This is a genomic window from Clostridium neonatale, assembly GCF_001458595.1.
GTDB classification, from domain to species: Bacteria; Bacillota; Clostridia; order Clostridiales; family Clostridiaceae; genus Clostridium; species Clostridium neonatale.
This window is the reverse complement of sequence record NZ_LN890325.1, coordinates 122,989-147,500: the sequence shown is the minus strand read 5'-3', so window position 1 is coordinate 147,500 and position 24,512 is coordinate 122,989. Positions and strand designations below refer to the sequence as shown.

Here is a 24,512-nt window from a genome sequence, read left to right as displayed (position 1 = left end):
TGACTTTAATGCTCAATTAACAAAAATTAAAGGATTAAATCCTGATGTATTAATATTACCTGATTACTATAACACTGTTGGTCTTATCACTAAACAAGCTAGAGGAATGGGAATTACATCTCAATTCTTAGGCGGTGACGGTTGGGAATCTGAAAAATTAGTTGAAATCGGTGGAGATTCTGTAGATGGTGCAATGTATGTAAATCACTATTATTCAGGAGATACAGATGAAGCAGTTAAAACATTCGTTGATTCTTACAAAGCTAAATACAACAAAGAACCAGATGCTTTTGCTGCTTTATCTTACGATACTTCTAAAATCTTAGTTAAAGCAATAGAAAAAGCTAATAGCACTGAAGGACCTGCAATTAAAGACGCTTTAAAAGGAATGGAACTTCAAAGTGTAACTGGTGATATTAAATTTGGCGAAGATAGAAGTGCTATAAAGAGTGCTGCCATTATCAAAGTTAATAAAGGCCAAAAAGAATTAGTAACAAAAATAGAACCTTAATCAATATATAGGAGGAATACACTATGGAATTTATACAACAACTTATTAATGGGCTTGCTTTAGGTAGCGTGTATGCCCTCCTAGCATTAGGTTATACAATGGTTTATGGAATAATACAACTTATAAACTTCGCTCATGGCGAAATTTACATGATAGGAGCCTTCGCGGGCTTCTATTCTGCTACTACGCTAAAATTACCGTTAATACCTACACTTTTAGTAGCCATGGCGGTATCATCACTAGCAGGTATAATAATTGAAAAAATTGCTTATAAGCCTTTAAGAAATTCTCCAAGAATAACTCTGCTTATTACTGCAATTGGTGTATCATTATTATTACAAAACAGTATGAGAATCTTAGTTGGTTCTGATCCTAAACCATTCCCTGATTTAATCAATGCTGGGGCTCTTAATATAGGCGCTGTTCAAATACAATGGAAAACAATATTAATGTTTTTAGTATCTGCATTACTTGTTATAGTTCTTCAATTTATTGTATATAAAACTAAATTAGGTAAAGCAATGAGAGCTGCATCTCAAGATATTGAAGCCGCTTCTCTTATGGGTATAAATGTTAATAACACTATTTCTTTCACATTTGCTCTTGGTTCAGCATTAGCTGGTATAGCAGGTGTATTAGTTGCAATATCTTATCCAAGTATCACACCTTACATAGGAGTTATGCCTGGACTTAAATCTTTCGTAGCTGCCGTTCTTGGCGGTATTGGAAGCATTCCTGGAGCACTTGTTGGTGGTCTTTTAATTGGAATTTTAGAAACATTATCTAAAGCATACATATCAACTAGCTTCTCAGATGCAATAGTATTTGGTATTTTAATTTTAATACTATTAATTAAGCCTTCTGGTCTTTTGGGTAAAAAGGCTAATGTGAAAGTGTAGGTGATAAGTATGAAGAATAAAATAAATAAAAAATCAGTTCTAACAATTATTGGAGTTATATTAACTTATGTAATAATATATGGATTAACAAAAACTAAAGTTATAAATTCATACTATGCTGGAATAATAAATTTAGCATTAATTAATATAATGCTTGCAGTTTCATTAAATCTTATTGTTGGGTTTACAGGACAATTATGTTTAGGACATGCTGGTTTTATGTCTATTGGGGCTTATCTTTCAGCAATACTTACTCAAAAAGCTGAGCTTCCATTTATGGTTTCTATATTTATTGGTGCAATTATAGCATGCATTATAGCAGCTTTAATTGGATATCCTACTTTAAGATTAACAGGAGATTACTTTGCAATAACAACACTAGCTTTTTGTGAAATCATAAGAATTGTAATTATGAATATAGATTTTATAGGTGGTGCAAGAGGGCTTACAGGCATACCTAAAAAAACTAATTTTACAATAGCATTTATATTCGCAGTAATTACTATAGTTATTATTTATAATATTATTCATTCGTCTCAAGGTAGAGCAATGCTTTCTGTACGTGAAAATGAAATTGCTGCTGAATCTATGGGAATCAATGCTTTTAAATATAAAATAATGGCCTTTGTCATCGGAGCTTTCTTCGCTGGACTTGCTGGAGGACTTTACGCTCATTACATGGGATATATTCAACCGACTGCATTTGACTTTAACAAATCAATTGATTATTTAACATTTGTAGTATTTGGTGGAATGGGGTCACTTTCTGGTTCGGTTATAGCTACTATAATATTAACATTCTTACCTGAATTATTAAGAGGATTCCAAAACTTCAGAATGATATTATATCCATTAGCTTTAATAATACTTATGATATTCAGACCTCAAGGATTATTAGGTGATAAAGAAATTACTTTTAAAATATTTAAATTAGATAAATTAAAGAAAAATAGTGATATTGAAAATGGAAAGGAGGCTTAATTAATGTTAAATGCAAAAAACTTATCAATAGAATTCGGTGGATTAAAAGCAGTTTCTGATTTTAATCTTACTATAGACGAAAAAGAGATAGTTGGACTTATCGGACCAAATGGTGCTGGTAAAACAACTATATTTAACATGTTGACTGGCGTTTATACTCCAACTAGTGGATCAATAAATTATCTAGGCGAAGATATACATGGTCTTAAACCTTACAATATTACTAAGAAAAAAATAGCAAGAACATTTCAAAATATACGCCTTTTTTCTAGTCTTAGTGTTCTTGATAATGTAAAAGTAAGTTTCAACTATAGGGTTAAATATTCTCTTTTTGATTCAATCCTTAGAACTCCTAAATTCAAAAGAGAAGAAGAAGAAATAAATAGAAAGAGTATTGAACTACTTAAGGTTTTTTCTCTTGATGTAAAAAAGGACGAACTTGCAAGCAACCTTCCTTATGGAGAACAAAGAAAACTTGAAATAGTAAGAGCTCTTGCTGCAAAGCCTTCTCTATTATTATTAGATGAACCTGCAGCTGGGATGAATCCACAAGAAACTGCGGAACTTATGGATTTAATAAATTGGATAAAAGAAAAATATAATCTTTCTATATTATTAATTGAACATGACATGAAATTAGTAATGGGAATATGCGACAAAATAGCTGTTCTTGATTATGGAAAGAAAATTGCTGAAGGAACTCCAGATGAAATAAAAAACAATCCTAAGGTAATTGAAGCTTATCTTGGAGAGGGGGCATAAACGTGCTAAAACTAGACAATATAAATCTTTACTATGGTGTAATACATGCATTAAAGAATATTTCTCTTGAAGTAGAGCAAGGCGAAATAGTTACATTAATAGGTGCTAATGGTGCCGGTAAAACATCAACACTTAGAGCTATTTCAGGCCTTGAACCTATTAAATCAGGAAATATAACATTTAAAGGATCACCATTGAATAAGGTTCCTTCAAATAAAATAGTTTCTTTAGGGCTTTCTCATGTACCTGAAGGAAGAAGAGTCTTTCCTGAATTAACTGTTATGGAGAACCTAGAGCTTGGAGCTTATTTAAGAAAAGATAAGGCTGGAATAAAACAAGACTTAGAAATTGTGTTTTCAAAATTTCCAAGATTAAAGGAAAGAGAAAAACAAGCTGCTGGTACTCTTTCTGGTGGTGAGCAACAAATGCTTGCAATAGGTAGGGCTTTAATGAACAGACCAGAAATGCTTCTACTTGATGAACCATCAATGGGACTTGCACCTCTTGTTGTTAAAGATATTTTTGATACAATAGTTGAAATAAATAAAAGTGGTACAACTGTACTTTTAGTTGAGCAAAATGCTAATATGGCATTAGCAATAGCGCACAGAGCTTATGTTCTTGAAACTGGTAAGATAGTAACTTCTGGTAATGCTCAAGATTTATTAAATGATGCTGCTATTAAAAATGCTTATCTTGGAGAATAATTTAACCCTATTAAGTAATAAAATATTACTTAATAGGGTTTTACTTTTAAATCATAACAACTTGTATATATACCTACTCTTTTATTATTTTAAATAAATGTAAGTACATAAGCTAGAAACAATAAAAAATTAAATATTAGCAACCACACATAATCTCATAACGAAATATTCCGATAATTTATTAAGAATTAACAGCAAAGTTGTATTTCTCATTTTAATAAAAAATCAAACGTTTATCCAAGTCATGCATCACATTTATATACACTTAAACTATTAAATATGCAGTAATTAAATTATCATTCAAAAATTTATAAATGATACACAAATTATAAACTAACAAATAAAGGAGTTATTGAATATGAAAAAACCAATTATAGGAATTAGCAGTGGCATATCTTCTGAAATGGCCTCAAGCGAATATTTCTCATATACTTATTGCAGAATTAATATGGATTATACTAATTCCGTTATTAACGCTGGTGGAATACCAGTTATACTTCCTATCACTTCTGATGAAAAAGTAATTGAAGAGCAAGTTAAAATTTTAGATGGATTAATATTATCTGGAGGACCAGATCCAAATCCACTTTTATTTAATGAAGAACCAGCTGAGAAATTAGGAACAATATCTACAGAAAGAGATGACTTTGAAATGAAGCTTATAAATGCAGCAAATAAGCACAAGAAACCTATATTGTGCATCTGTAGAGGCATACAAATCATAAATATATTCTTTGGTGGAACATTATATCAAGACCTATCTTATGCAAAAGGAACACAACTTAAGCACTCCCAGTCAACAAGTATGGGTGCCCTTACTCACACAATTGATATTGAAAAAGGCTCTTTCCTATATGATGTTTTAGGTAATAAGACAGTAACTAACAGTTATCACCACCAATCTGTTAATAAAGTTGCTCCTGGCTTCAAAATAACTGCTCGCTCTAAAGATAACATCATAGAAGCCATAGAAAAAATTGATGATAACAATTTTATTGTAGGTGTTCAATTCCATCCAGAAATGATGGCTGAAAGCAACCATGAAAATGGATTAAAAATATTTGAAGCATTTATTTCCGTTTGCAAATAATAAAAGTTTAATATTATTTTATTAACTTAAACAATGGTAATATAAACGTATAGCCAAAAAGGCTTAATATACCTAAATATTATTGTTTTATTTAGGTATATAATTATTTATATATTCTCATATTCTTGTATACATACATTTTCCTATATATAAAAATACATATATGTACAACAGATTCGATTTTTATTTATCTAGCTGGGATATATAATTATGCAACATCTACATTAGATAAAACTTAAAATATATAATCAGGAGGTCATAAATATGACTAGCACCACTATTAAAATAATTGCATTAATATTGATGTTGATTGATCATATTGCTGAATTCATTCCTGGAATACCAATATGGTTTCATTGGATTGGAAGATTATCTGCCCCACTATTTATTTATACTATGGTCTGGGGATTACATTACACCCATGATAGAAGAAAATATCTAAAAAGAATATATTTCTTTGGTAGTGCTATGGCTGTAGGTGATCTTATTTTAAATAATATTATTAAAAATCCATATGCACCTATCACTAACAATATATTTGTTATGTTCTTTCTTATTGGAGTTATTGTTTCCATTAAAGAGTATAAAAAAGAGAATCCTATAGAAGGAAAGAAAATGATGAGAAAGTTTATTATCTTTCAAATTCTTTCTACTATAATATGTATTTTAGGAATGATTTTTGTACCATTACGTGCATCAATAATGCTTTTTTCTGCATTATTACCAAACTTAATATTTTGTGAAGGATCTTTTATATTTGTTTTTTTAGGTGTTCTTATGTACTATTTTAAAGATACAAAACTAAATACAATTAAATCTTACGGAATATTCTGCATTATATATTTTCTTCTCACGTTAGCAGGAGGACATGATTTAAATCATTTATTATTTGTTGATTATCAATGGATGATGATAGCAGCACTCCCTTTCATGCTTTGCTACAATGGCAAAAAGGGTACAGGGCTAAAATATTTATTTTATTTTTTCTATCCAATACATATTGCTATATTATACTTAGTTGGTAACTTTCTTTTTTAAGGAAAAAGCTATTGATAAATAAAGTGTTAGCTTTTCACAATTTAATTAGTCACATTTTCCAATATGATATAATTAAACATGGCACACTACTTATTTATCATAAAACACAATCAGAATAGTAAGGAGCTTAATTTTATGAATAGAGATACAGTAATTTTTGATATGGATGGTGTTATTTTTGATACTGAAAGAATCTATCTTGATATTTGGAAGAAAATTTATCCTAAACACGGATATGAAATGACACTAGAGTTTTATTTAACTTTGATAGGACGTGACCGTAAAACATGTATTAAACTTTTAAGTGATCACTTTGGAAATAACTTTCCTGGAGAAAAAATATTTGCTGAATGTGATGAAGCTTTAAAAAAAGCTATAGATAACGGACAAGTACCAATGAAGACAGGTGCTCTTGAAATAATAAATTATTTAAAATCAAATGATTATAAAATTGCCATAGCCACATCTTCACCAAGGCACAAACTTGATATGCAGCTCAAAATACACAGTCTTCAAAATATATTTGATGCAATTATATGTGCAGATGACGTAGAGCGCTCAAAACCTGACCCTGATATATTCTTAAAAGCTGCTAAAAAACTTAATAAAAAGCCTGAACAATGCATCGTTATTGAAGATTCACCATCCGGAATCATAGCGGCGTACAGTGCTCAAATGCTGCCTTTTCATGTAGAAGATTTATTACCACCTACTGATGAAATTATCAAATACTCAAACTGTCAGTTTAAAAATCTTATTGAAGTAAAAGAATATATATCTAAACACATCAATGCACTTTAAAAATAATTTATTTATTATATAAATTTCTAAAAAATAAAAAGGTGTCTATATCAAAATAATCATTAAACTTGATATAGACACCTTTTTATGGCTTATTTTTTATTATACGCAACTAATCCTAATATTAAAAATACCGGGAATATAATCGCTGCTAAAAATCCTTTTTTCAAATCATCTTGAAAAACTCCAGATATAGTTCCTACAACTGTTGGTCCTAGCGAACAGCCTACATCTCCTGCAAGTGCCAAAAACGCGAACATTGCAGTTCCTCCTCTACGTAAGCTCTTTGATGCAATACTAAATGTTCCTGGCCATAAAACTCCAACTGAAAGTCCACACAATCCACACCCAATAAGTCCCCATATAGGATTACTAGATAATGCCGCTATTAAATAACTTATTATACAAAGCCCACCACTAAAAATCATAAATACATCTAGTTTTATTTTCTCACTAAACTTTGCATAAAAAACTCTTGAAAATCCCATAAGAATTGCAAAAGAACACGGTCCTGCTAAATCACCAATTGTTTTAGATACATTTAATCCTGATTCTGCAAAAGCAGATGCCCACTGACTCATTCCTTGTTCAGATGCCCCTGCGCAAATCATTAAAAGTAATAATATCCAAAATGCCTTTAATTTAAACAATTCTTTTGTGGATAATCCTTCATCATGTTCTACTAAGGTTTGAATAGGAACCTTTAAAAAATAAAATGTGTTTAATAAAGGTATAATTGCCCATAAACATGCTAGTATATACCAATTTTTAATTCCTACAAATATAAAAAATAATGTTGAACTTAAAATTACAAATACATGTCCCCAGCAATAAAACGAATGCAAAAGACTCATTGCTGCTTCTTTCTTCTCTGTAGGGCACGCCTCTACAATAGGACTTATCAAAACCTCAATTAATCCACCACCTATAGCATAAAAGAATATCGCTATGAGTAGTCCTATGTAGTGATTGCTAAATATACCTGGAAATATAGCTAAGCCAGCTAGCCCAATTGCCGAAAAAATATGTGCTGCTACCACACAAGTACGATAGCCTATTTTATCTACAAACTTAGCAGCTAAAAAATCTACTATAAGCTGTACCCCAAAATTCATTGTTACTAAAAATGCTATCTTATCCATTGAAATATCGTAAGTACTTTGAAATGTTAGAAATAGCAATGGAGCAAAATTATTTACAATAGCCTGAGTTATATATCCAATATAGCATGCATAAATTGTATGATTATAATTTTCTCTTACCGACATAGTAAAGTTCTCCTTACAAATAATCTTGCCTTAATTATACTTGCTACAAGGTAATTTTTATACAAGTTATCTTTAAATATATTCATTTTAGAAATTTTCACAAATAGTAAAAATTATTAAAATTATTGAAACTTTTTCACCTCTTATTTTGTCTATATATTATAGAGAGTAAATTTTGCTTGTTAACATTGAAAATTTATTTTAAGAATAAATATTAGGAGTGATTTAGAATGGATGATAAAATAAAAGTTAAAATCGTAGGCATTGCTTCAGCTCTATTCTTTGCTGCAATAGTAGCAAATTTTATTCCTGATTCTGCTGATGTTCCACTAATAAATAAAATTGCTCATTCTGATTCAATTAAAATTTATAAAACTAATTTTGTAGACCAAAGTAAAGAAATATATGATATATTAACAGAAAAGTCGCTCAAAATGAAATCTAACGTAATTAAAAGCAATAAATTTTCAACAACATCAGATTCAGATAGCATAACTTCTATAAATTGAATTTATGAGCATTTAAAAGCTAAAATGCTCTCATTACTGCATAAATATTAGCAATTGATGAACTTTATGCAAACATTTTAGAGAACATGGATGGCTAGATAATAATTAATCCTCCTTACTTTTCCTCACATAAAAAATAACAGATAAAATCTGCCACATAATTAATTATATTTTCTGTTATTTCTATTGTTTAATATTAATTGAAATTCATATATAATTTATAATATCGTATCCTGTAACAGGATAGTCAATAGGAGGAAACGTATGAGTAATAATTTCAAAAAATATTTTACAACTGGTGAATTTGCAAAGCTTTTTGATGTACATAAGAAGACTTTATTTCACTATGACAGTATAGGCTTATTCTGCCCTGAAAAAGTCCTTAATAATAGATACAGATATTATTCTCATCATCAGATAGAATTGTTCAATGTAATTACTCAATTAAAAGGACTTGGAATGCCTCTTAAAGATATTAAATTTTTCCTTGATAATAGAAATCCTGAAATGGCTATAGAATTTTTTAAAGAAGAAAAGAAAGCAATTGATAAAGAAATTAAAAATCTTCAAAGATTAAAAAAACTCATGGATACTAAAATTAGTCTTACTCAGCTTGGAATCAATTTCGATGATGATATTAAAATCGAAGAACAAGAAGAAGAAAAACTGGTTTTGAGTGATTACATAATGGAAACTGAAGATGAGTATGATATAAATACATATACTGAGCACTTAAAATATTGTTTTAATAATAAACTTGATAGCGGATACCCTGTTGGAGTAATGATAAATGCTAATCGATTAAATAAAAGTGATTTCTCACGTCCAGATTATTATTTCACCAGAGTAGAAAAAAATGATTCAAAACAGAATATATTTATAAAACCTAAGGGAAAGTATGTAGTTGGGTATATAAAAGGCTACTATGATACAAATGTATTTCTTTATGAAAGACTTATGAAGTTCATAAGTGAAAATAATCTATCCATAGAAGGCTATTCTTATGAGCAAGGATTAATTGATGAAATATCAGTTCAAAATCAAAATGATTATGTGACTAAGATTTCTATAAAAATAAATGACTCACCTCATTAAGACATACATATAAAATTTATAACTTTACTTTATTTTATGTAATTAGTTTCTAAAAAGGAGGATTCAAAACAACTAGTCCTCCTTCTTCCCATTAGCATAAAATTTATTTGATATATCACTCCGAAATCTTTATACTATATTATCTATTCTTTATAGATTTCCATATGTATATTCCAATTGTAGCTGTTAAAACAATTAATATTATAGGCAGAAGTGCTATTGATAAACTTTCATTCCCACTAATCATCATAGTTCCAATTTTTAATTGAATATATAAAAAAATAATAACCACTTCTAAATTTAATATCTTGATACATGTTTTCGCCATTAAATACTGTTTTTCTTTGTTTCCTAGAGTTATCTCAACACAGTAATTATAAATTTGAGGGTATTTAGATAAAACAGCCATTCCAACATAACACACTGCAGCTATAGCTAATAGCAAAAATATAGTATCCTTTGATCCATAATTATCTACTTCACCTTGGAAATTAAAATGTGTTGGAACTATGTCGGGAGCACTTTTCCATATTAAAAATGTTCCTGCAATCATTATTATCATTAATATTGCTGAAATTACATCAATAATTATATTTATCTTTTTACAAAAGCTTTTTTCTTTCCCTTTAATCATAATACACCTCTATAATACAGCATCTAATGCTTCTTATATATGCATATTACAACTTTTATAATATGGCTGTAAAGTTTTATCATTTGATATTTGTGGATTTTATGAAAAAATTAAGAATCCTTATTTTTACATAGTCATCCCTATATTTCAATCTATTTAATAAGCATTTCTGTAACTTCATTCATTGAAAGAACTCTTGCAAATCGATTACTCCATATTTTATAATTATAAAATTCATAAAGCTTTTCACCAGATAGATATTCATTATCAAAAGTTGTATTTGTTTCTTCAGGAATAATTATCTTATACTCATGTTCAAATGCACTTTTACATGTAGCATCAATACAGTATTCTGTTTGAAGTCCAGTCAATATTATTGTATCTATATTCTTACTTTCCAAATACTCCTTCAAGCCAGTCTTTATAAAAGCACTATTAAATTTCTTATCAAATATCTTTTCATTACTATTAGGTGATATTTCACCATAGATTTGCCATCCATATGTGCCCTTTTCAAGTTCTGTGCCTTCTCCATCATCATGACGTACATATATAACTTCTTTTTCATTATTTCTAGCAGCTTCTATTAATTTTTTAATATTTCCAACAACTTTCTTTTCATTATAAGGATGTTCATTAATTAATCTATTTTGGACATCTACCACCATTAAAACAGTATTACTCATCTGCTATTTCACCCCTTCTTATCTATTTTTTTATAAAATTCCCTTAAGTATTCCTTAATTAGATTATAAGAAAGGTTTTTCTATTCGTCTAACGAATATATTTAATAGTAATAATCGAAAATAAAAATCATTGCTTAGGAGTAATTTAAATATGGATTATGAACTTTTAAAGACATTTATATGCCTAGCTAATTTTAAAAATTTTACGAAAACAGCAGAACAGCTTCATGTAGTTCAATCAACTATAACAAGCAGAATAAAACATCTGGAAGATAATGTAGGTAAGCCATTATTTATTAGAACAAATAAAAATGTAGTACTTACAACTGCTGGAGAAAATTTTCTTCCATACGCTAAACAATTATTAAAAATACATGAAACCGCTATTTCAAGGCTTAATGCTTTAGAAACTTTTAAAGATACACTTAACATAGGTGTTGTTCATTCTATTTACGATTGTCATGTACAAGATATGGTTTGCAAGTATATGCAAATAAATAAACATATTTCAGTGAAAATTACTATTGAGCATAGTGAAACATTACTCCAAATGCTTCATGATAATGAGTTAGATATTGCTTTTACATATTTCAATACAAAATCACCAAAGTTTATATGTGAACCTTTCTATAGTGATAAAATTATTTTAGTCACTAGCCCTCAAAATGCGATAAATGCATCTGGCATAACAGATAATCAGTTAAAAACACTTCCCCTATTGTCCTCTGCAATTTTAACTGATCAATTTCAGGAATGGTTTCACTCAATATTTCCAAAAAACTATGCATATCCATTAGATATCAATATCAGCAGTGGTATTATTACATTTTTAAAAGAAGGCATTGGTTTTAGTTTCATGCTAGAACATACAGTAAAAAAATATTTAAAGGAGGGCTCTCTAGTACAAGTAAATCTACTTGAAAGCACTCCTCCAAACATGGATAGTTATATATTAGTAAATAAGCAAAGGATTAATTCACCAGCAGTTAGTCAATGGATCAATTATTTTAAGCCTTAATATTTTTTTAGCAGCATAATATTCTTAAAATGAATAGTATGCTGCTATTTAATCTTTATATAATTCTAAAATTTTTGTGCTAGTAAATTAGCCTTCTTTATTCCTTCTTCTACTTTTTCTTGAACATTTACTCCTATTACATCTACATTTTCTACTGCAATAGTTTCTATTTCTGAAATACCAAAGAAGCCTAATATAGTTCTTAAGTATCTATCTCCCATTTCATATGGAGCATTTGCATATTCGCCACCTCTTGATACTATGTGAACAGCCTTTTTATCCTTTAGAAGTCCCACTGGACCTTCTGCAGTATATTTAAATGTTATACCTGTAACACTTACATAGTCTATATAAGCTTTTAAAATTGCTGGTATACTTAAATTCCACATAGGTGATGCAATTACATACTTATCTGCTTCTGCAAATTGATATGCATATTTTAATATTGGGTTATTCTTGCTTTCTTCGTCCTTAGGTCCAAATATTTTTCCTAAGTCTTCTGATCTTAAGAAATCTATATTCTCTTTATATAAATCTAATACTATTACCTCATCTTTTGGGTTGTTTTTTTTATATTCTTCTATAAAACTATCAGAAACTCTGAAAGTTCTTGATTCGCCTTCGCTTTTAATATTTGCTTTAATATATAATAATTTACTCATTTTAATTTCCACCTTTAATATTTATTATCAATTAGTATCAATTCTTATTTGCTTTATATTACCACTATTTAGTATTCGTGTCAAATTTATTTTAAAATCAATATTAATTAATATAAATAGGTAAACATTAAAATTATATTATTAGTTTTATTTAAAAATCAATTTTGAAAACATTAAAAGGATTAAATTCAACTTTGATTTAGTCCTTTTTTCCATCACCCCATAAAACTTATTCAGATGTTATACTTCTTTTCTTATTAACTAATAATATTATAAGTAATATTTGAACAATGCCTAAAGCCAAAAATGTTATATGCAAATCAAACTTATCAGCCATAAATCCACATAGCGGAAACATACAAATCATACAGAGAGAAAAAATCATGCTATCTATTGAAATAATAGTTGCTCTTTGCTCTGATGGTATTAGTTTATTTAATGATGTAGACTGTATTGGATATAATATTGCATTTACATAATTCATTACTGCAAAAAATAATATTGAAACAATTAAGCTTTTTCCACTTATAAACACAATGCTTATTCCCATAAATATTGAAGCAATATATTTTGTCTTATCTTTAAATAAATCAATTATTTTCTCACAAGTTATAGCTCCAATACATGATGATATTCCTCCAAGTAGCATTATAAGGCTTATCTCAATTTTATTACATCCAAGAATACTAAAATATTGTTGCCCATAAAAATAAACTACTGTATGAAAAGTGAATACCATTGGAAAATAAACTAATATTTTTATTATCTTTTTATTATTCTTAATTATATTGTAAGAAAGCTTGAAATGTTTTTTTATTGATATACTTTCTTTCTTTTTATCTTCATCTTTTATTGAAGGTTCTTTTAACATGAAGCATGGAATAAGTGAAAGCGCTGCTATTACTATTGATGTAATGTAACAATATACGAATGAATACTCTGCTAGGATTCCACCTATAAAGGTCGCAAGACCTTGTGAAATTTCAATTATTAAATTCAATCTACTATTTACTTTTAAATATTCATCCTCACATCCAGTTTGTTTTAAACTATCATAGACTAAAGCTTCTTCAGATCCAGAATTTAAATTATATCCCAATGCGGATATCATGAATCCAACAGAAAATCCAAAAATATTGTTTGAAAATAAGTTTATAACTGCAGATATAGCACTACATATGCGTCCTGCTATCATCACATTTTTTCTTCCAAGCAAGTCTGCTATTGCTCCTGATGGAACTTCAAATAAAAAGCTTGTTATATGAAAAATTCCCTCAACAACTCCAACTTGCCATAACGGAAGCCCTTTATAAACCATATATAGCACCCATATAGCGCTTGATATATCAAAATTTTTCATAAATGAATATACATAATCTATTTTTACATTTCTTTTAATATCACTTTTTCTTTCCCTGCCTGTAAAACTTTTTTGTTTATTTAATTCTATCATTTTATTTTGCTCCTATCTTCATTTCTGCAATCTCAAAATATTTTTGCATACGAAAAAGAACATATGAAATATCATATAGAAATTTACATATGTTCTTTACAGGAGCTACTGCTTATATATTTATGGATAATGAATATAAATGACTTCCCTAAAAAAGGGCGCAGTAGTCCCGTAATACTCCAAAATTTGCTGTTTTTGAATGAGCACTACTACTGCAAACAGGTTTATATCCTAAGCCATTCATTTCATTACCCTCCTTTTTCCAAAATATTCATTATTTAAATTATACTGTTTTTTATCTATTTTATCAAGTATTATATGCTTAAATAATCATAAAACCTAACGAAGAATTGAACGAGATATCATAGAAATTGTATGTCTTCTTCCTCTAATTGCTTTACTAAGAGCAAAAATATTTTCAACTGGTGCTACTCCAGCATAGCCTGCATCTCCTATATGTTGTATATCCACTCCAAGTATTTTATTTCTAATAGCTATATCTCTAATTGTTTCTTCATCTGAGCCCTCTTGGCTTGTTCCAATAGCACTCATCACTAATGCATTTTTTTGATGAGCTAATCTTACTGCTTCACGAACTTCTTCTTCTCCTACTCCCCAAACAGTTCCAACTGCTGGTACCATAATAATGTCTGCACCAGCCTCTATAAACTTACTAATTGAATCTAAGTCAACAACTTTCTCACTAACTCCCGCACCATGCATTTTACCTGCAATAATTAATCCATTAAAGTTAGCTTTTGCAATCTTTATTGCTTTTATTATTTGAGAATTTGTTACACCTGTTCCTGGATTTCCTGTTAAACACACAAAATCAAAACCTAACTTATTAGCCTTCTCTAATGTTTCTTTAGTAGCTTTTCTACCTTCTGCAATCTCTAATTTTTCTTCAGCCATTTCTGCTTCAAGATCAACTGGCTCAAGGTTCAATCCTATTGGTCTTCCTGTATATTTTTTCAAATCAGTAACTACATTATCATTTGGAACCGCTTTGTCCATAGTTGAGTAATCATACATTCCCAAAACAATTGGGTTAAATACATCAAAAGCATTTAAAAGAATAAGATCCGCTCCAAAAGATTTTGCAACCTCAGAATTTGTGATGTTTGGAATTAACGGTTCATGTATAACAACATTTTCACTTAATACAGTTCTTCCTTCATTAGCTTTTATACTTTGCTTTAATTCCTCATTAGAGAAATTCACTATATCTGATACATTTGCATTTAAAAGACGTTTAGTCATATATATTTCCTCCTCAATACACTCCATTTATTATTTACAGTTTATTCTATAGGTCTTTGATAAAAACCACCATAAAAACTTTCTGTACTTAAAACATTTATTATTACTTTTGGATCAATTTCTTTAATGAGAGCTACAATATCTTGTACTTCATAGGATGATACAACAGTATGTAATAAACTCATAGATTCTTTGCTATATCCACCATAACCATTCATAACAGATACACCATGGCGATATTCTTTAACATATCCATCAACAACATTTTTGGGATTGCTTGTTGTTATCTGCAATGTTACACGTTTATATCTTTGATAAAATTCTGAAATGGTTTTTGTTGAAATAAACTGAAATACTATTGAATATCCAGCATAAATCCATCCAAACATATATCCAAATATACAAAGTATAATTGCATTAAATATAAATACATACTCCCAAATTGATTTTCCTTTTTTATTGGATACATATAGTGCAATAAAATCTGTTCCTGCAGTTGAAGAATTTCCTCTTAAAGCTATTACAGTAGCCATTCCATAAACAAAGCCTCCAAAACACACATTTAGCACAGAATCATTAAATAAAGGTGGGAAGCTGCATATTTTTAAAAGAAAACTTGTTAAAAAAACTTGGCAAAGAGATGAAATAACAAACTTTTTTCCAATGTTTTTATAACATAATATTGCAACTGGAACATTTAATATAATCATTCCCAATGATGTTGAAAAACTCTTACCATATAAAGATGTAATACGATCTATCAAAATAGCCACACCAGTAAAGCCACTTGAAAGAAGACCTGCTGGCTCTACAAACACTTTTATGGCATATGTTTGTAAAAATGATGATATTATAACTGCTAAAGCTGTCACTACATATTTAAACCATGGTTTCTTTTTCATTTTTTAAATTCACCAATTTTCTTACTAATTCTTGTGATACAAAATCATAATCATTTTCATGTCCATCAGGGCCATAACAGTAGTTTACATATTCACCTGATGTTGTTTTATCATTACTCCAATCCTTACATGATGAATGAATTTGAGATATATTTGTATATTCAATTAAAGCTTCTGCATTTGAAGCATTAACTCCACTACCAGCTAAAATTTCTATTTTATCACCATACTTCTCCTGCAAGCTCTTAATCATATCCTTGCCATCCATTGCTTTTGGCTTTAAACCACTTGTGAGCAGACGATCTACTTTCATATCTATTAATGCTTCAATAGCTTTTATAGGATCATTTACACAGTCATATGCTCTGTGAAAAACAGCTTCTGCATTATAACTTTTAATCAATTCAACCATCTTTTTAGTTCTTTCCGTATTAATTGTGCAATCTTCATTTAAAAATCCAAATGCCAATCCATCTGCTCCATTTTCTAATAAAATCTTAGCATCTTCCATCATTTGCTCAAACTCAATATCATTGTAGCAGAACCCTGCTCCTCTTGGTCTTACCATGCATATTACTTTTAAATCTGTATTTTTCTTTGTTAATGTTAGGCTTGCTATACTTGGTGTTAATCCTCCCAAATGTAATGCACCATTTAGCTCAATACGTTTAGCTCCACCCTTATAAGAATTTATTGCATCTTCATAGCTTCCACAGCATACTTCTATCATCATTTCTTTTATTCTCCTTTTGCTAAATGATATAAACTTAATGCATATATCTTTGCATTTGTTATAATATCATCTATATTCATCCATTCATTTGGTTGATGGCCAATTCCTTTTTGCCCAGGAAATGATGGACCAAATGGAACTATATTAGGCATAAGTTTAGCATATGTTCCTCCTGTTGTTGTAACTGGCGTTCCATCATTACCTGTCACTCTTTCATAAGTTTCCTTTAATGTATTAACTAAAAAACACTCTTTTTCAAATTTTACTGGATTGAAATTTTTAATACATTGTACTTTAAAGTTTTGAACTGACTCTTTTATCTTGCTTACAATTTCATCCTTTGTAATAGTAGCTGGATAGCTTACACTAAATTGAATAGACGGATTTTCATTATAAAATAATTTGTAGTTTCTAACTTCTAATGTCCCAAATTCTTTGTCTGTAACATCTATATTAAATCTTTCTCCATTACTTTTTGCATTTAAAATAAATTCATTCACAAAGTTAAAAAAATCATCTATATTATCTTTTCTTCCCTCTATTTCAATTACTGCCCGTCCTCTTTCAGCATATACTACTGGGTATTTACAGTCTGGAGTAAATCCCATAATAGGAGGCTTTTCTTTAGTAAGATAATATCTTAGATCTTCAAAACCACTCTCTTCATCACAACCAAAAATAATCCTTACTTCATGTTTTAATTTAATATTTAATCGCTTTAAAGCATATAGAGCAAACAAACAAGAAAGAATTGGTCCCTTATTGTCTAAAATACCTCTACTATAAATTACTCCATCTTCACTATACCCACTAAACGGTGGATGTTTCCATCCTGCTCCAACCTGAACAACATCAAGATGACCAATAGCACAAACATAATCTTCACTGTGCCCATATCTTGCATATCCAATATAATTATCAATATTTTTTGTTTCAAAGCCTAGTGAATCAGCTAGCAATAATGTCTTTTCTAGACTTTTCTTTATACCCTCACCAAAAGGGGCATCTATTGAATCATCCGTTTTTACACTATCAATTTTTACTATCTCTATGATACTTTCAATCATATCTTTAGAGATGTTTTCTATTTCTCTTAAAATACTATCATCCATATTACTTTTCTACTAGAGGTGCCATTCTTGTTTGCATATAATTATCTAGCCATTCTTGACTTGCAACTTCATGAATGCACTTGCCATCTACATTTTTAGTTAAATAAACTGTTGGTTCTTCATTTTCAGTTGCTACTGCAAATGAAAATCCTTCGATGTTTGTGGCAACACCCCATTCTCCTTTATTATTCATTGCTACTAATGACATATCTCCAGCTTTTCCTCTACGTTCTTTTAATTCTAAATCGAACATATTTACTGCTTTTTCACAAGCCTCTTGAGGATGCATGCCTTCCTTCATCAGTCTTACAATTTCATAAGATACACATCCCTTCATAAGATCTTCTCCGAGACCTGTAGCACTAGCACCTCCTACTTTACTATCAACATAGAATCCTGAGCCTGAAATTGGTGAATCTCCAACACGTCCACTCTTTTTCATAAACAATCCACTTGTAGATGTTGCTGATGTCATTTTACCATTGCTATCTAAGCATACCATTCCAACAGTATCATGTCCTGAATAAGGCTTAATCTCTAAATCCTTTACTTCCTTTAAACGGTTTTTATAATGAATTTTTGCACGATCTGTTAGCATTGTTTTTCTTTCAAAGCCTTCCTTATGAGCAAATTTTTCTGCCCCTTCACCTACTAATAGATTATTTACTTTTTCCTTTGAAAGTCTTTTTGCTATACTTACTGGATTTGCAAAATCTTTTATTGCTGCTATAGCCCCTATATCTAAAGTATCTCCATCCATATATGCTGCATCTAATTCTACCACCATTTCTTCATTTGGAAGTCCACCATACCCTACTGATTTATAATATGGAAAATCCTCTACCTCTCTAATAGCAGTTTCAATAGCATCACCTGCATCTGCTCCTTCTTTTAGCATTTTACTTGCTGTTGTAATTCCTTCTACAGCCATACGCCATGTTGCAATTATTCCCCACATAAGCCTTCCTCCTCTAGTTTTATAGAAATCTACTTAAAGTATCCTTCTATTTAAAACAATATTTTGAAATAATAGAGTTAATATCTTCTTTATCAACCATTGCTTTCGCTACTTCACACATTCTTTCTAATGATTCATTTAAGCCAACTCCACCTTTTTTAGGTGTCTCAACAATGCAAATTTTATCCTTATATTTTGCAATAGTAGCTTCATTTTCTTTAGACATTGCTGCTAATGCTGGTATACTAGTTCTTTCATTAATTGCATATGTAATATCTGCTGCCATCTTCCCATATCCCTCATAGTTAAATGCAGGCCCACACATTACTACATCTGGCTTAACTTTTTCCACCATAGCACATAGCTTGCGTGTCACTTCTTCAATGTTTTCAGCATAATAACCATCACCACAATATAGGCATGCCACTACTTTTCCACCTACTTTTTTTAAATATGGCTCCATCATAACAGCTGGTCCAACTGCTTCTTTTTTGGCACCAAGCGGTATCATATGATCATCTTTTATGCCTTCTCCTGATTGTATTTGATCGTAAATCATAATTACTTTCATAACTTTCTCTCCTATAAATCGTCAAATGATAAATCATCTAATGATATATCATCATCTTCTTCATTTTTTGCATTTTCTTCTTCTTTTAAATATTGGTTATCAAGCATTTTAATAAATGGCATATATACAAATACTCCTAGAATTAATAATCCTGCTTGTAATAATGCTCCTACCCAATTAGTAGCTAGTAATCCCGAAATAATAACTGGAGTTGTCCATGGAATATTTATTCCACTACATATAGGAACAATTCCTGTTGACATAGCAAAATAAGATATGACTATATTTATTGTTGGAACTAATATAAATGGAGCAAGCATTACTGGATTTAGTACTATTGGAAGACCAAATATTATTGGTTCATTAATACCAAATATCGCTGGTATACCCGATAATTTTCCAAGTTCAGTAATTCTCTTTGATTTGCAGAAAAATAACATAGCAATAACTAATGATAGTGTTGATCCTGCTCCACCAAAAGTTGCAAATAAATCTTGGAATTGTTGGCATATTATATTGCCTTGACCTACACCAGTTTTAAAGAATTCTACGTTTTCTGCTGATAGTGTTTGTAAAATAGGATTAAATACAGCACCTACAACTGATCCGCCATTTATGCCAAAGAACCAGAATAGATGTAAGAAAATATAAGCAACAACCATTGCTCCTAATGTTCCACCAATATTTAATAGTGGTGTTTGTAAGAATTCAAATATAATAGTAAATACATCAGTTCCAAAGAATCCAGCCACTAGATTTATTGCAAAGAATAAAGACATTACTATTGTTACTGGAATTAGTGCTGCAAAAGACTGCACTACTGTTGGTGGTACTCCTGATGGCATTTTAATTGTCCAACCTTTTTTTTCAACCCATGCATATAAATGTACTGATAAAAATGCACAAATTATTCCTACAAATATACCTTTAGCTCCAAGCCACCCTGTTGGAACTCCTGTTAAACTAACTTCAACTCCATCTACTTTTCCTGTCACTGTATAAGGCATAATTAAAAACCATGACATAACTGCTACTGCTGATCCAAAGATTGGATTCGTTTTCATATGATTCGCAAAAGAATATGCTATACCAATAACTGCAAATATCGCCATTATAGAGAATGTTGCTCCAGATGGTTTCTCAATAAATGATGCTAATGTTTCACCCGTGTTTTGATTTACTATAACTGATGATAACCAATTAGTCCACGCTGTAAGTGGAAAATTAGCTATTAATAAGAAAATTGATCCTGCTATTAATAATGGTGTTGATATTAAAAAACCATCTCTAATTGACATCAAGTATTTATTTCTACCTATAGCTTCTGCTAAAGGCATTAATACCTTTTCAAGTTTCTTTAACATAATTCATCTCTCCCTCTATCTAACTCGTTTTATTAGTCTTAATCAATTTTATAGCTGCCTTTAATACCTTTTCTCCATTCATCATTCCATAATCCTCTTGATTAATTACTGAAATAGGAATTCCTCTATCTCCAAATAGTTCTACAGTTTCTTCATACATATATTTGACTTGTGGTCCAAGTAAAATACAGTCTGGCTTTTTACTATTTATTATTTCTTCTAACTTATTGTGTGGAAAAGCTACCACTTCAATAGGTAAATTATGTTTATTTGCTATATCCTGCATATTACTAGCTAGAATACTTGTAGACATTCCATTGCTACAAAATAAATAAATTTTTTTCATGAATTAACCTCCAGTTCTATATTTTATTTTTATATATTTATTTAAATTTTAAATAAATCTTTTTCTAGCATTTTTATATTATCTTTAATATTTTATAAATTTTGAATACGATTGTTTAATTTGATAACTTCTTTTGCCATAATCTTAATTGTTTCTGCAGACATTAATTGATCTTCTGCATGCATAAGAAGTAATGATAATTTTATATCATCTCCACTTGATTCCTGCTGAATCAATCCGCTATGTGCCTCATGTCCTTCACTAAAAAATTTCTCACCCTCTTTAATTTTCTCATCTGCTAAATCAAAATTTCCTTTTTCAGCGGCATTCATAGCTTCAATATAACTTGATTTTGCCATTCCTACTGATGAAATAATTTTAAAACTGCTTAACTCTAAATTATTCATTTTCTTCCTCCAATCTTGCTATAAGCTTATTATATATTGAAATATATTTACCATGTTAAGATGCATTTTCCTAACCTTAGGAATTTAACTAGCAAATTATCACTTTAGTCTTTCCTAAATAATCGTGAATTGCTTTATTTTCACCTTTGAATACTAATAAAATAACACTTATTCCTGTAACTACAAATCCAATATACATAAGTGGAGTAACAAAATTCACTTTAGTAATCATAGTTGCCAATGTGTGCCATATAGAACTTGCTGTAACTAAGCTACCTTCAACAACCATGATACCAACAATTTGTCTTAATATCATATTTTTTAAAGTAATATCTTCATCAGACGCCTGTACAATTTTAATCTTACAAATTTTCTTTCCTAAAGTCTGTCCTTTATAAATATAGGTAGGGATAATTACAAAATAAAAAACTGCACCTAAAAGAGCTGAAACCCCAGCAATATATCCATAATTTCCTTCAAAGCTCATAATGCTTTGGTTCAATGCTGTATTATTTAATTTTTGAGAAATTAGAGAAATAGGAAAAGAGGTACATAATCCACCTAAATACCAATCAATTAAATATGCTAAGAAACGTTTACCTAAGTAAACTTGATCTCTTCCAATTTTCTCTTGTCCCTTCTTACCTATAACCTTATTGGTCATTTTTATGCCTCCTATTATAATATTTCTTTTATTAGCTCTTCATAAGAATTTATTTCTAGCAATTGACTAAATTTATTTTTATCTGTAACCATACTACCAAGCCAATCAAAAAATACCTTTAATAAATGAGTATCTGTTTTCCTTATTGCTAATAAAATAATTAACTTTACATCATATCCTTCCCATTTAACTGGATTATTTAAAATCATTGTTGATATACAGGATTCATTTGCTGTAACTTCAATAGAATGTGGAACTGCAAATCCATGCACAAAAGCAGTTGCAGAAACAGCTTCTCTTTTTAATACATCTCTTTTATATTCATCAGTGGCTAATCCTTTATCAATTAATTCATCACATAAATATTCAATTATTTCAGTTGGATTCTTCATGCTTTCTTTTACATAAAATAAATCTTCCTTCATAAGCCCCTTAATTACTTCTACAAAGGTTCCATAATTTCGTTTCTTATCTAGCAAATTTAATGCTTGGAATACCTTGCTTTCATCTTCATAATTAACAAATAGACTAATATTTATAGTTGGTATTTTTAGATTATGTTTTAATGGTGCTGTTGTTATAATAATATCTGGTTCATCTTCAAGTATCATGTTTTCTTCAAAGAAATTGTGTGTTGCTACAATCTCCATTCTATCGTTAAAACGATTATTCAGCTTATCAATACACATTGCTGATAACATCTTGTTATGGGGTATAATCATGATTACGCGATATTTTTTAACCGTATTTACTCTCTCATACGCAGTTCCTAAATGTAGTGCTAAAAAAGCTAATTCGTTTTCATTTACATATTCATTTCCTGCCTCTTGAATAACTTCTCCTGCCCTAACTGCCATTTCAAATACTAAAGGATATCTTCTCTTAATTTCTTGAAGATATAAATTAGTAACATTTATATTATTCTTTTGCCTTTCTATTAAAGATTGTAAATGCATAGATAATCCAACTCTTAAGTCAAGGTCATTAGAAAAATCTATATCAAAATATCTTTTTATTTCACCTATTACATTATCAACTAATGTATCTACCTCAAGCTCTAATTCTTCCTTAACTACATCTTTTCTATATTGTGCATTCTTTTTTCCCATAAGTAATAATGCAAATAACCTAATTTCTTCTTCAACTAATTTAATATTAATATTCTTACTAACCTGTTCAAAAAATTCTCTAGAAATTATATATTCTTTGCTATCACTTAAATTTTCATAACTGCTGATTGTACCAATAAAGTTGTTATTAAAAATTCTTTCAATAGCAACCCCAGCATGAATCATAATCATTGGTAATGTTAATTCTCTAATTTTATAATCATATTTATTACATACATCTTCTAAAATATCTTTAACTTCAAGCAAATCAAAGCTGCTCCATAAACTAGCAATAGAATTTAGATTCATAAAATTCCCTTGAGTTTCTTCTGTTAATAAATGCTTGTACAACATTCTCTTATCAGTTTCATTTCCTAATAATTTAATATTATTATTTGAACGAACTATCTTTAAGCTTGGATATTCGCTTATGGTCTTTCTTATTCTCTTAATATCATTATCAATAGAATATCCACTTACAAAAACTTTTTCTTGAAGTGAAATCAAATTTATTTCTTGGCTTTTAAAAAGTAATTCCTTAATTATATAAACACATCTATCATGAGAATTTTGGGGTATTATATCTTTAGTTTTAATATCTTGTTTATGTAATAAAAGTTTGTTTACTTTATAGCCAAATCTTCTATTTGATTCAATCAATAAACAATTATAATACGTGTTTATAGTTGAAATATCAAGCCTTATAGTACGATCTGAAACATTCAAAATATTAGATATTTCTTTTCCAGTTATCCAAGTATTATTATCATTTAAAATATCTATAATATTTAATTGACGATCAGTTAACATCTATTTTTCCCTCCCATACTTTTAATATACCATCATTTAAATATATCTAACTGCCAACCATTTTTCCTAACTGTTAGGAAAAAAACTCTTTAAAAAATAGTAGCCTCAATTACAATTGGGAAGCCACTAATTCCTTCAATTAATATTGTATATTTAAAT

At 29.4% G+C, this 24,512-nt stretch carries 27 protein-coding genes (1 of these 27 running past the window's edge); 11 read left to right on the top strand and 16 right to left on the bottom strand.

Annotated features, from left to right (window positions below):
- From BN2920_RS01880 to BN2920_RS01845, 8 genes are all read left to right on the top strand, one after another.
- On the top strand, window positions 1–511 hold the 3' portion of the coding sequence (locus tag BN2920_RS01880; protein ID WP_058293364.1) for an ABC transporter substrate-binding protein. It extends 665 nt beyond the left edge of the window; the window shows 511 of its 1,176 coding nt (coding positions 666–1,176); the start codon falls outside the window, past its left edge; it ends in the stop codon at window positions 509–511.
- Window positions 512–534: 23 nt separating this feature from the next.
- Window positions 535–1,410 carry a branched-chain amino acid ABC transporter permease gene (locus BN2920_RS01875; protein ID WP_058293363.1) on the top strand — a complete coding sequence of 292 codons (876 nt, stop codon included), beginning with the start codon at window positions 535–537 and terminating at the stop codon, window positions 1,408–1,410.
- A 9-nt stretch (window positions 1,411–1,419) separates the two neighbouring features.
- Window positions 1,420–2,391, top strand: a complete 972-nt coding sequence (locus BN2920_RS01870) for a branched-chain amino acid ABC transporter permease (protein ID WP_058293362.1) — start codon at window positions 1,420–1,422, stop codon at window positions 2,389–2,391.
- 3 nt (window positions 2,392–2,394) lie between these two features.
- Window positions 2,395–3,153 (top strand): ABC transporter ATP-binding protein, encoded by a 759-nt coding sequence (locus BN2920_RS01865; protein WP_058293361.1) that lies wholly within the window; start codon window positions 2,395–2,397, stop codon window positions 3,151–3,153.
- A gap of 2 nt (window positions 3,154–3,155) precedes the next feature.
- Window positions 3,156–3,860, top strand: coding sequence for an ABC transporter ATP-binding protein (locus BN2920_RS01860; protein ID WP_058293360.1), 705 nt, complete (start codon window positions 3,156–3,158; stop codon window positions 3,858–3,860).
- A 358-nt stretch (window positions 3,861–4,218) separates the two neighbouring features.
- On the top strand, window positions 4,219–4,950 hold the full coding sequence (locus tag BN2920_RS01855) for a gamma-glutamyl-gamma-aminobutyrate hydrolase family protein (protein WP_058293359.1): 732 nt from the start codon (window positions 4,219–4,221) through the stop codon (window positions 4,948–4,950).
- Between the two features lie 264 nt (window positions 4,951–5,214).
- Entirely contained in the window at window positions 5,215–5,988 is a 774-nt protein-coding gene (locus BN2920_RS01850) for a TraX family protein (RefSeq protein ID WP_058293358.1), read from the top strand.
- A 135-nt stretch (window positions 5,989–6,123) separates the two neighbouring features.
- Entirely contained in the window at window positions 6,124–6,789 is a 666-nt protein-coding gene (locus BN2920_RS01845) for an HAD family hydrolase (RefSeq protein ID WP_058293357.1), read from the top strand.
- Window positions 6,790–6,881: 92 nt separating this feature from the next.
- On the opposite strand, the gene BN2920_RS01840 is transcribed toward BN2920_RS01845, so the two are convergent.
- The gene (locus BN2920_RS01840; RefSeq protein ID WP_058293356.1) at window positions 6,882–8,057 is read right to left on the bottom strand and encodes an MFS transporter; all 1,176 of its coding nucleotides are present in this window, start codon (window positions 8,055–8,057) and stop codon (window positions 6,882–6,884) included.
- Window positions 8,058–8,287: 230 nt separating this feature from the next.
- On the opposite strand from BN2920_RS01840, the gene BN2920_RS01835 reads away from it, so the two are divergent.
- Together BN2920_RS01835 and BN2920_RS01830 are read left to right on the top strand one after the other, a co-directional pair.
- Complete coding sequence (locus tag BN2920_RS01835; RefSeq protein WP_058293355.1) at window positions 8,288–8,566, top strand: hypothetical protein; 279 nt, start codon at window positions 8,288–8,290, stop codon at window positions 8,564–8,566.
- 264 nt (window positions 8,567–8,830) lie between these two features.
- The gene (locus BN2920_RS01830) at window positions 8,831–9,661 is read left to right on the top strand and encodes a MerR family transcriptional regulator (protein ID WP_058293354.1); all 831 of its coding nucleotides are present in this window, start codon (window positions 8,831–8,833) and stop codon (window positions 9,659–9,661) included.
- A gap of 139 nt (window positions 9,662–9,800) precedes the next feature.
- Here BN2920_RS01830 and BN2920_RS01825 read toward each other — a convergent pair whose 3' ends face one another.
- Together BN2920_RS01825 and BN2920_RS01820 are read right to left on the bottom strand one after the other, a co-directional pair.
- Window positions 9,801–10,295 (bottom strand): DUF1648 domain-containing protein, encoded by a 495-nt coding sequence (locus BN2920_RS01825; protein ID WP_058293353.1) that lies wholly within the window; start codon window positions 10,293–10,295, stop codon window positions 9,801–9,803.
- A gap of 152 nt (window positions 10,296–10,447) precedes the next feature.
- Window positions 10,448–10,981, bottom strand: a complete 534-nt coding sequence (locus BN2920_RS01820; protein ID WP_058293352.1) for a cysteine hydrolase family protein — start codon at window positions 10,979–10,981, stop codon at window positions 10,448–10,450.
- Between the two features lie 151 nt (window positions 10,982–11,132).
- On the opposite strand from BN2920_RS01820, the gene BN2920_RS01815 reads away from it, so the two are divergent.
- Entirely contained in the window at window positions 11,133–11,999 is an 867-nt protein-coding gene (locus tag BN2920_RS01815) for a LysR family transcriptional regulator (RefSeq protein WP_058293351.1), read from the top strand.
- A gap of 65 nt (window positions 12,000–12,064) precedes the next feature.
- Here the strand turns inward: BN2920_RS01815 and BN2920_RS01810 are convergent, their stop codons facing one another.
- The 13 genes from BN2920_RS01810 to BN2920_RS01750 all read right to left on the bottom strand — a co-directional run bounded on the left by BN2920_RS01810 (window position 12,065) and on the right by BN2920_RS01750 (window position 24,353).
- Entirely contained in the window at window positions 12,065–12,661 is a 597-nt protein-coding gene (locus BN2920_RS01810; RefSeq protein ID WP_058293350.1) for an FMN-dependent NADH-azoreductase, read from the bottom strand.
- A gap of 229 nt (window positions 12,662–12,890) precedes the next feature.
- A complete protein-coding gene (locus BN2920_RS01805; protein ID WP_058293349.1) occupies window positions 12,891–14,114 on the bottom strand; it encodes an MFS transporter in 1,224 nt (407 codons plus the stop codon).
- Between the two features lie 339 nt (window positions 14,115–14,453).
- Window positions 14,454–15,377, bottom strand: a complete 924-nt coding sequence (locus BN2920_RS01800; RefSeq protein WP_058293348.1) for a DUF7916 family protein — start codon at window positions 15,375–15,377, stop codon at window positions 14,454–14,456.
- A gap of 41 nt (window positions 15,378–15,418) precedes the next feature.
- Entirely contained in the window at window positions 15,419–16,279 is an 861-nt protein-coding gene (locus BN2920_RS01795; protein ID WP_058293347.1) for a YitT family protein, read from the bottom strand.
- Complete coding sequence (locus tag BN2920_RS01790) at window positions 16,257–17,009, bottom strand: copper homeostasis protein CutC (RefSeq protein WP_058293371.1); 753 nt, start codon at window positions 17,007–17,009, stop codon at window positions 16,257–16,259. Before BN2920_RS01790 ends, BN2920_RS01795 begins: the two co-directional genes overlap by 23 nt.
- Window positions 17,010–17,017: 8 nt before the next feature.
- The gene (locus BN2920_RS01785) at window positions 17,018–18,124 is read right to left on the bottom strand and encodes a Sapep family Mn(2+)-dependent dipeptidase (RefSeq protein ID WP_058293346.1); all 1,107 of its coding nucleotides are present in this window, start codon (window positions 18,122–18,124) and stop codon (window positions 17,018–17,020) included.
- Between the two features lies 1 nt (window position 18,125).
- Window positions 18,126–19,082, bottom strand: a complete 957-nt coding sequence (locus BN2920_RS01780) for a glycosylasparaginase (RefSeq protein ID WP_058293345.1) — start codon at window positions 19,080–19,082, stop codon at window positions 18,126–18,128.
- A gap of 46 nt (window positions 19,083–19,128) precedes the next feature.
- Window positions 19,129–19,653, bottom strand: a complete 525-nt coding sequence (locus tag BN2920_RS01775) for a GrdB-related putative oxidoreductase (protein WP_058293344.1) — start codon at window positions 19,651–19,653, stop codon at window positions 19,129–19,131.
- Between the two features lie 11 nt (window positions 19,654–19,664).
- Complete coding sequence (locus BN2920_RS01770) at window positions 19,665–21,017, bottom strand: PTS sugar transporter subunit IIC (protein ID WP_058293343.1); 1,353 nt, start codon at window positions 21,015–21,017, stop codon at window positions 19,665–19,667.
- A 19-nt stretch (window positions 21,018–21,036) separates the two neighbouring features.
- Complete coding sequence (locus BN2920_RS01765; protein WP_058293342.1) at window positions 21,037–21,363, bottom strand: PTS sugar transporter subunit IIB; 327 nt, start codon at window positions 21,361–21,363, stop codon at window positions 21,037–21,039.
- A gap of 92 nt (window positions 21,364–21,455) precedes the next feature.
- Window positions 21,456–21,770 carry a PTS sugar transporter subunit IIA gene (locus BN2920_RS01760; RefSeq protein ID WP_058293341.1) on the bottom strand — a complete coding sequence of 105 codons (315 nt, stop codon included), beginning with the start codon at window positions 21,768–21,770 and terminating at the stop codon, window positions 21,456–21,458.
- An 88-nt stretch (window positions 21,771–21,858) separates the two neighbouring features.
- On the bottom strand, window positions 21,859–22,434 hold the full coding sequence (locus tag BN2920_RS01755; RefSeq protein WP_058293340.1) for an RDD family protein: 576 nt from the start codon (window positions 22,432–22,434) through the stop codon (window positions 21,859–21,861).
- 14 nt (window positions 22,435–22,448) lie between these two features.
- The gene (locus BN2920_RS01750; protein WP_058293339.1) at window positions 22,449–24,353 is read right to left on the bottom strand and encodes a BglG family transcription antiterminator; all 1,905 of its coding nucleotides are present in this window, start codon (window positions 24,351–24,353) and stop codon (window positions 22,449–22,451) included.
- Window positions 24,354–24,512 lie beyond the last annotated feature (159 nt).

Bases quoted from the DNA above. Each gene is read 5' to 3' on its own strand.
- BN2920_RS01855 (WP_058293359.1), top strand. From the start codon at position 4,219: ATGAAAAAACCAATTATAGGAATTAGCAGTGGCATATCTTCTGAAATG.
- BN2920_RS01870 (WP_058293362.1), top strand. From the start codon at position 1,420: ATGAAGAATAAAATAAATAAAAAATCAGTTCTAACAATTATTGGAGTT.
- BN2920_RS01780 (WP_058293345.1), bottom strand. From the start codon at position 19,082: ATGTGGGGAATAATTGCAACATGGCGTATGGCTGTAGAAGGAATTACA.
- BN2920_RS01770 (WP_058293343.1), bottom strand. From the start codon at position 21,017: ATGTTAAAGAAACTTGAAAAGGTATTAATGCCTTTAGCAGAAGCTATA.
- BN2920_RS01805 (WP_058293349.1), bottom strand. From the start codon at position 14,114: ATGATAGAATTAAATAAACAAAAAAGTTTTACAGGCAGGGAAAGAAAA.
- BN2920_RS01840 (WP_058293356.1), bottom strand. From the start codon at position 8,057: ATGTCGGTAAGAGAAAATTATAATCATACAATTTATGCATGCTATATT.
- BN2920_RS01765 (WP_058293342.1), bottom strand. From the start codon at position 21,363: ATGAAAAAAATTTATTTATTTTGTAGCAATGGAATGTCTACAAGTATT.
- BN2920_RS01835 (WP_058293355.1), top strand. From the start codon at position 8,288: ATGGATGATAAAATAAAAGTTAAAATCGTAGGCATTGCTTCAGCTCTA.
- BN2920_RS01815 (WP_058293351.1), top strand. From the start codon at position 11,133: ATGGATTATGAACTTTTAAAGACATTTATATGCCTAGCTAATTTTAAA.
- BN2920_RS01845 (WP_058293357.1), top strand. From the start codon at position 6,124: ATGAATAGAGATACAGTAATTTTTGATATGGATGGTGTTATTTTTGAT.
- BN2920_RS01775 (WP_058293344.1), bottom strand. From the start codon at position 19,653: ATGAAAGTAATTATGATTTACGATCAAATACAATCAGGAGAAGGCATA.
- BN2920_RS01850 (WP_058293358.1), top strand. From the start codon at position 5,215: ATGACTAGCACCACTATTAAAATAATTGCATTAATATTGATGTTGATT.
- BN2920_RS01830 (WP_058293354.1), top strand. From the start codon at position 8,831: ATGAGTAATAATTTCAAAAAATATTTTACAACTGGTGAATTTGCAAAG.
- BN2920_RS01755 (WP_058293340.1), bottom strand. From the start codon at position 22,434: ATGACCAATAAGGTTATAGGTAAGAAGGGACAAGAGAAAATTGGAAGA.
- BN2920_RS01785 (WP_058293346.1), bottom strand. From the start codon at position 18,124: ATGGATGATAGTATTTTAAGAGAAATAGAAAACATCTCTAAAGATATG.
- BN2920_RS01865 (WP_058293361.1), top strand. From the start codon at position 2,395: ATGTTAAATGCAAAAAACTTATCAATAGAATTCGGTGGATTAAAAGCA.
- BN2920_RS01820 (WP_058293352.1), bottom strand. From the start codon at position 10,981: ATGAGTAATACTGTTTTAATGGTGGTAGATGTCCAAAATAGATTAATT.
- BN2920_RS01875 (WP_058293363.1), top strand. From the start codon at position 535: ATGGAATTTATACAACAACTTATTAATGGGCTTGCTTTAGGTAGCGTG.
- BN2920_RS01760 (WP_058293341.1), bottom strand. From the start codon at position 21,770: ATGAATAATTTAGAGTTAAGCAGTTTTAAAATTATTTCATCAGTAGGA.
- BN2920_RS01825 (WP_058293353.1), bottom strand. From the start codon at position 10,295: ATGATTAAAGGGAAAGAAAAAAGCTTTTGTAAAAAGATAAATATAATT.
- BN2920_RS01810 (WP_058293350.1), bottom strand. From the start codon at position 12,661: ATGAGTAAATTATTATATATTAAAGCAAATATTAAAAGCGAAGGCGAA.
- BN2920_RS01790 (WP_058293371.1), bottom strand. From the start codon at position 17,009: ATGATAGAAGTATGCTGTGGAAGCTATGAAGATGCAATAAATTCTTAT.
- BN2920_RS01795 (WP_058293347.1), bottom strand. From the start codon at position 16,279: ATGAAAAAGAAACCATGGTTTAAATATGTAGTGACAGCTTTAGCAGTT.
- BN2920_RS01750 (WP_058293339.1), bottom strand. From the start codon at position 24,353: ATGTTAACTGATCGTCAATTAAATATTATAGATATTTTAAATGATAAT.
- BN2920_RS01800 (WP_058293348.1), bottom strand. From the start codon at position 15,377: ATGACTAAACGTCTTTTAAATGCAAATGTATCAGATATAGTGAATTTC.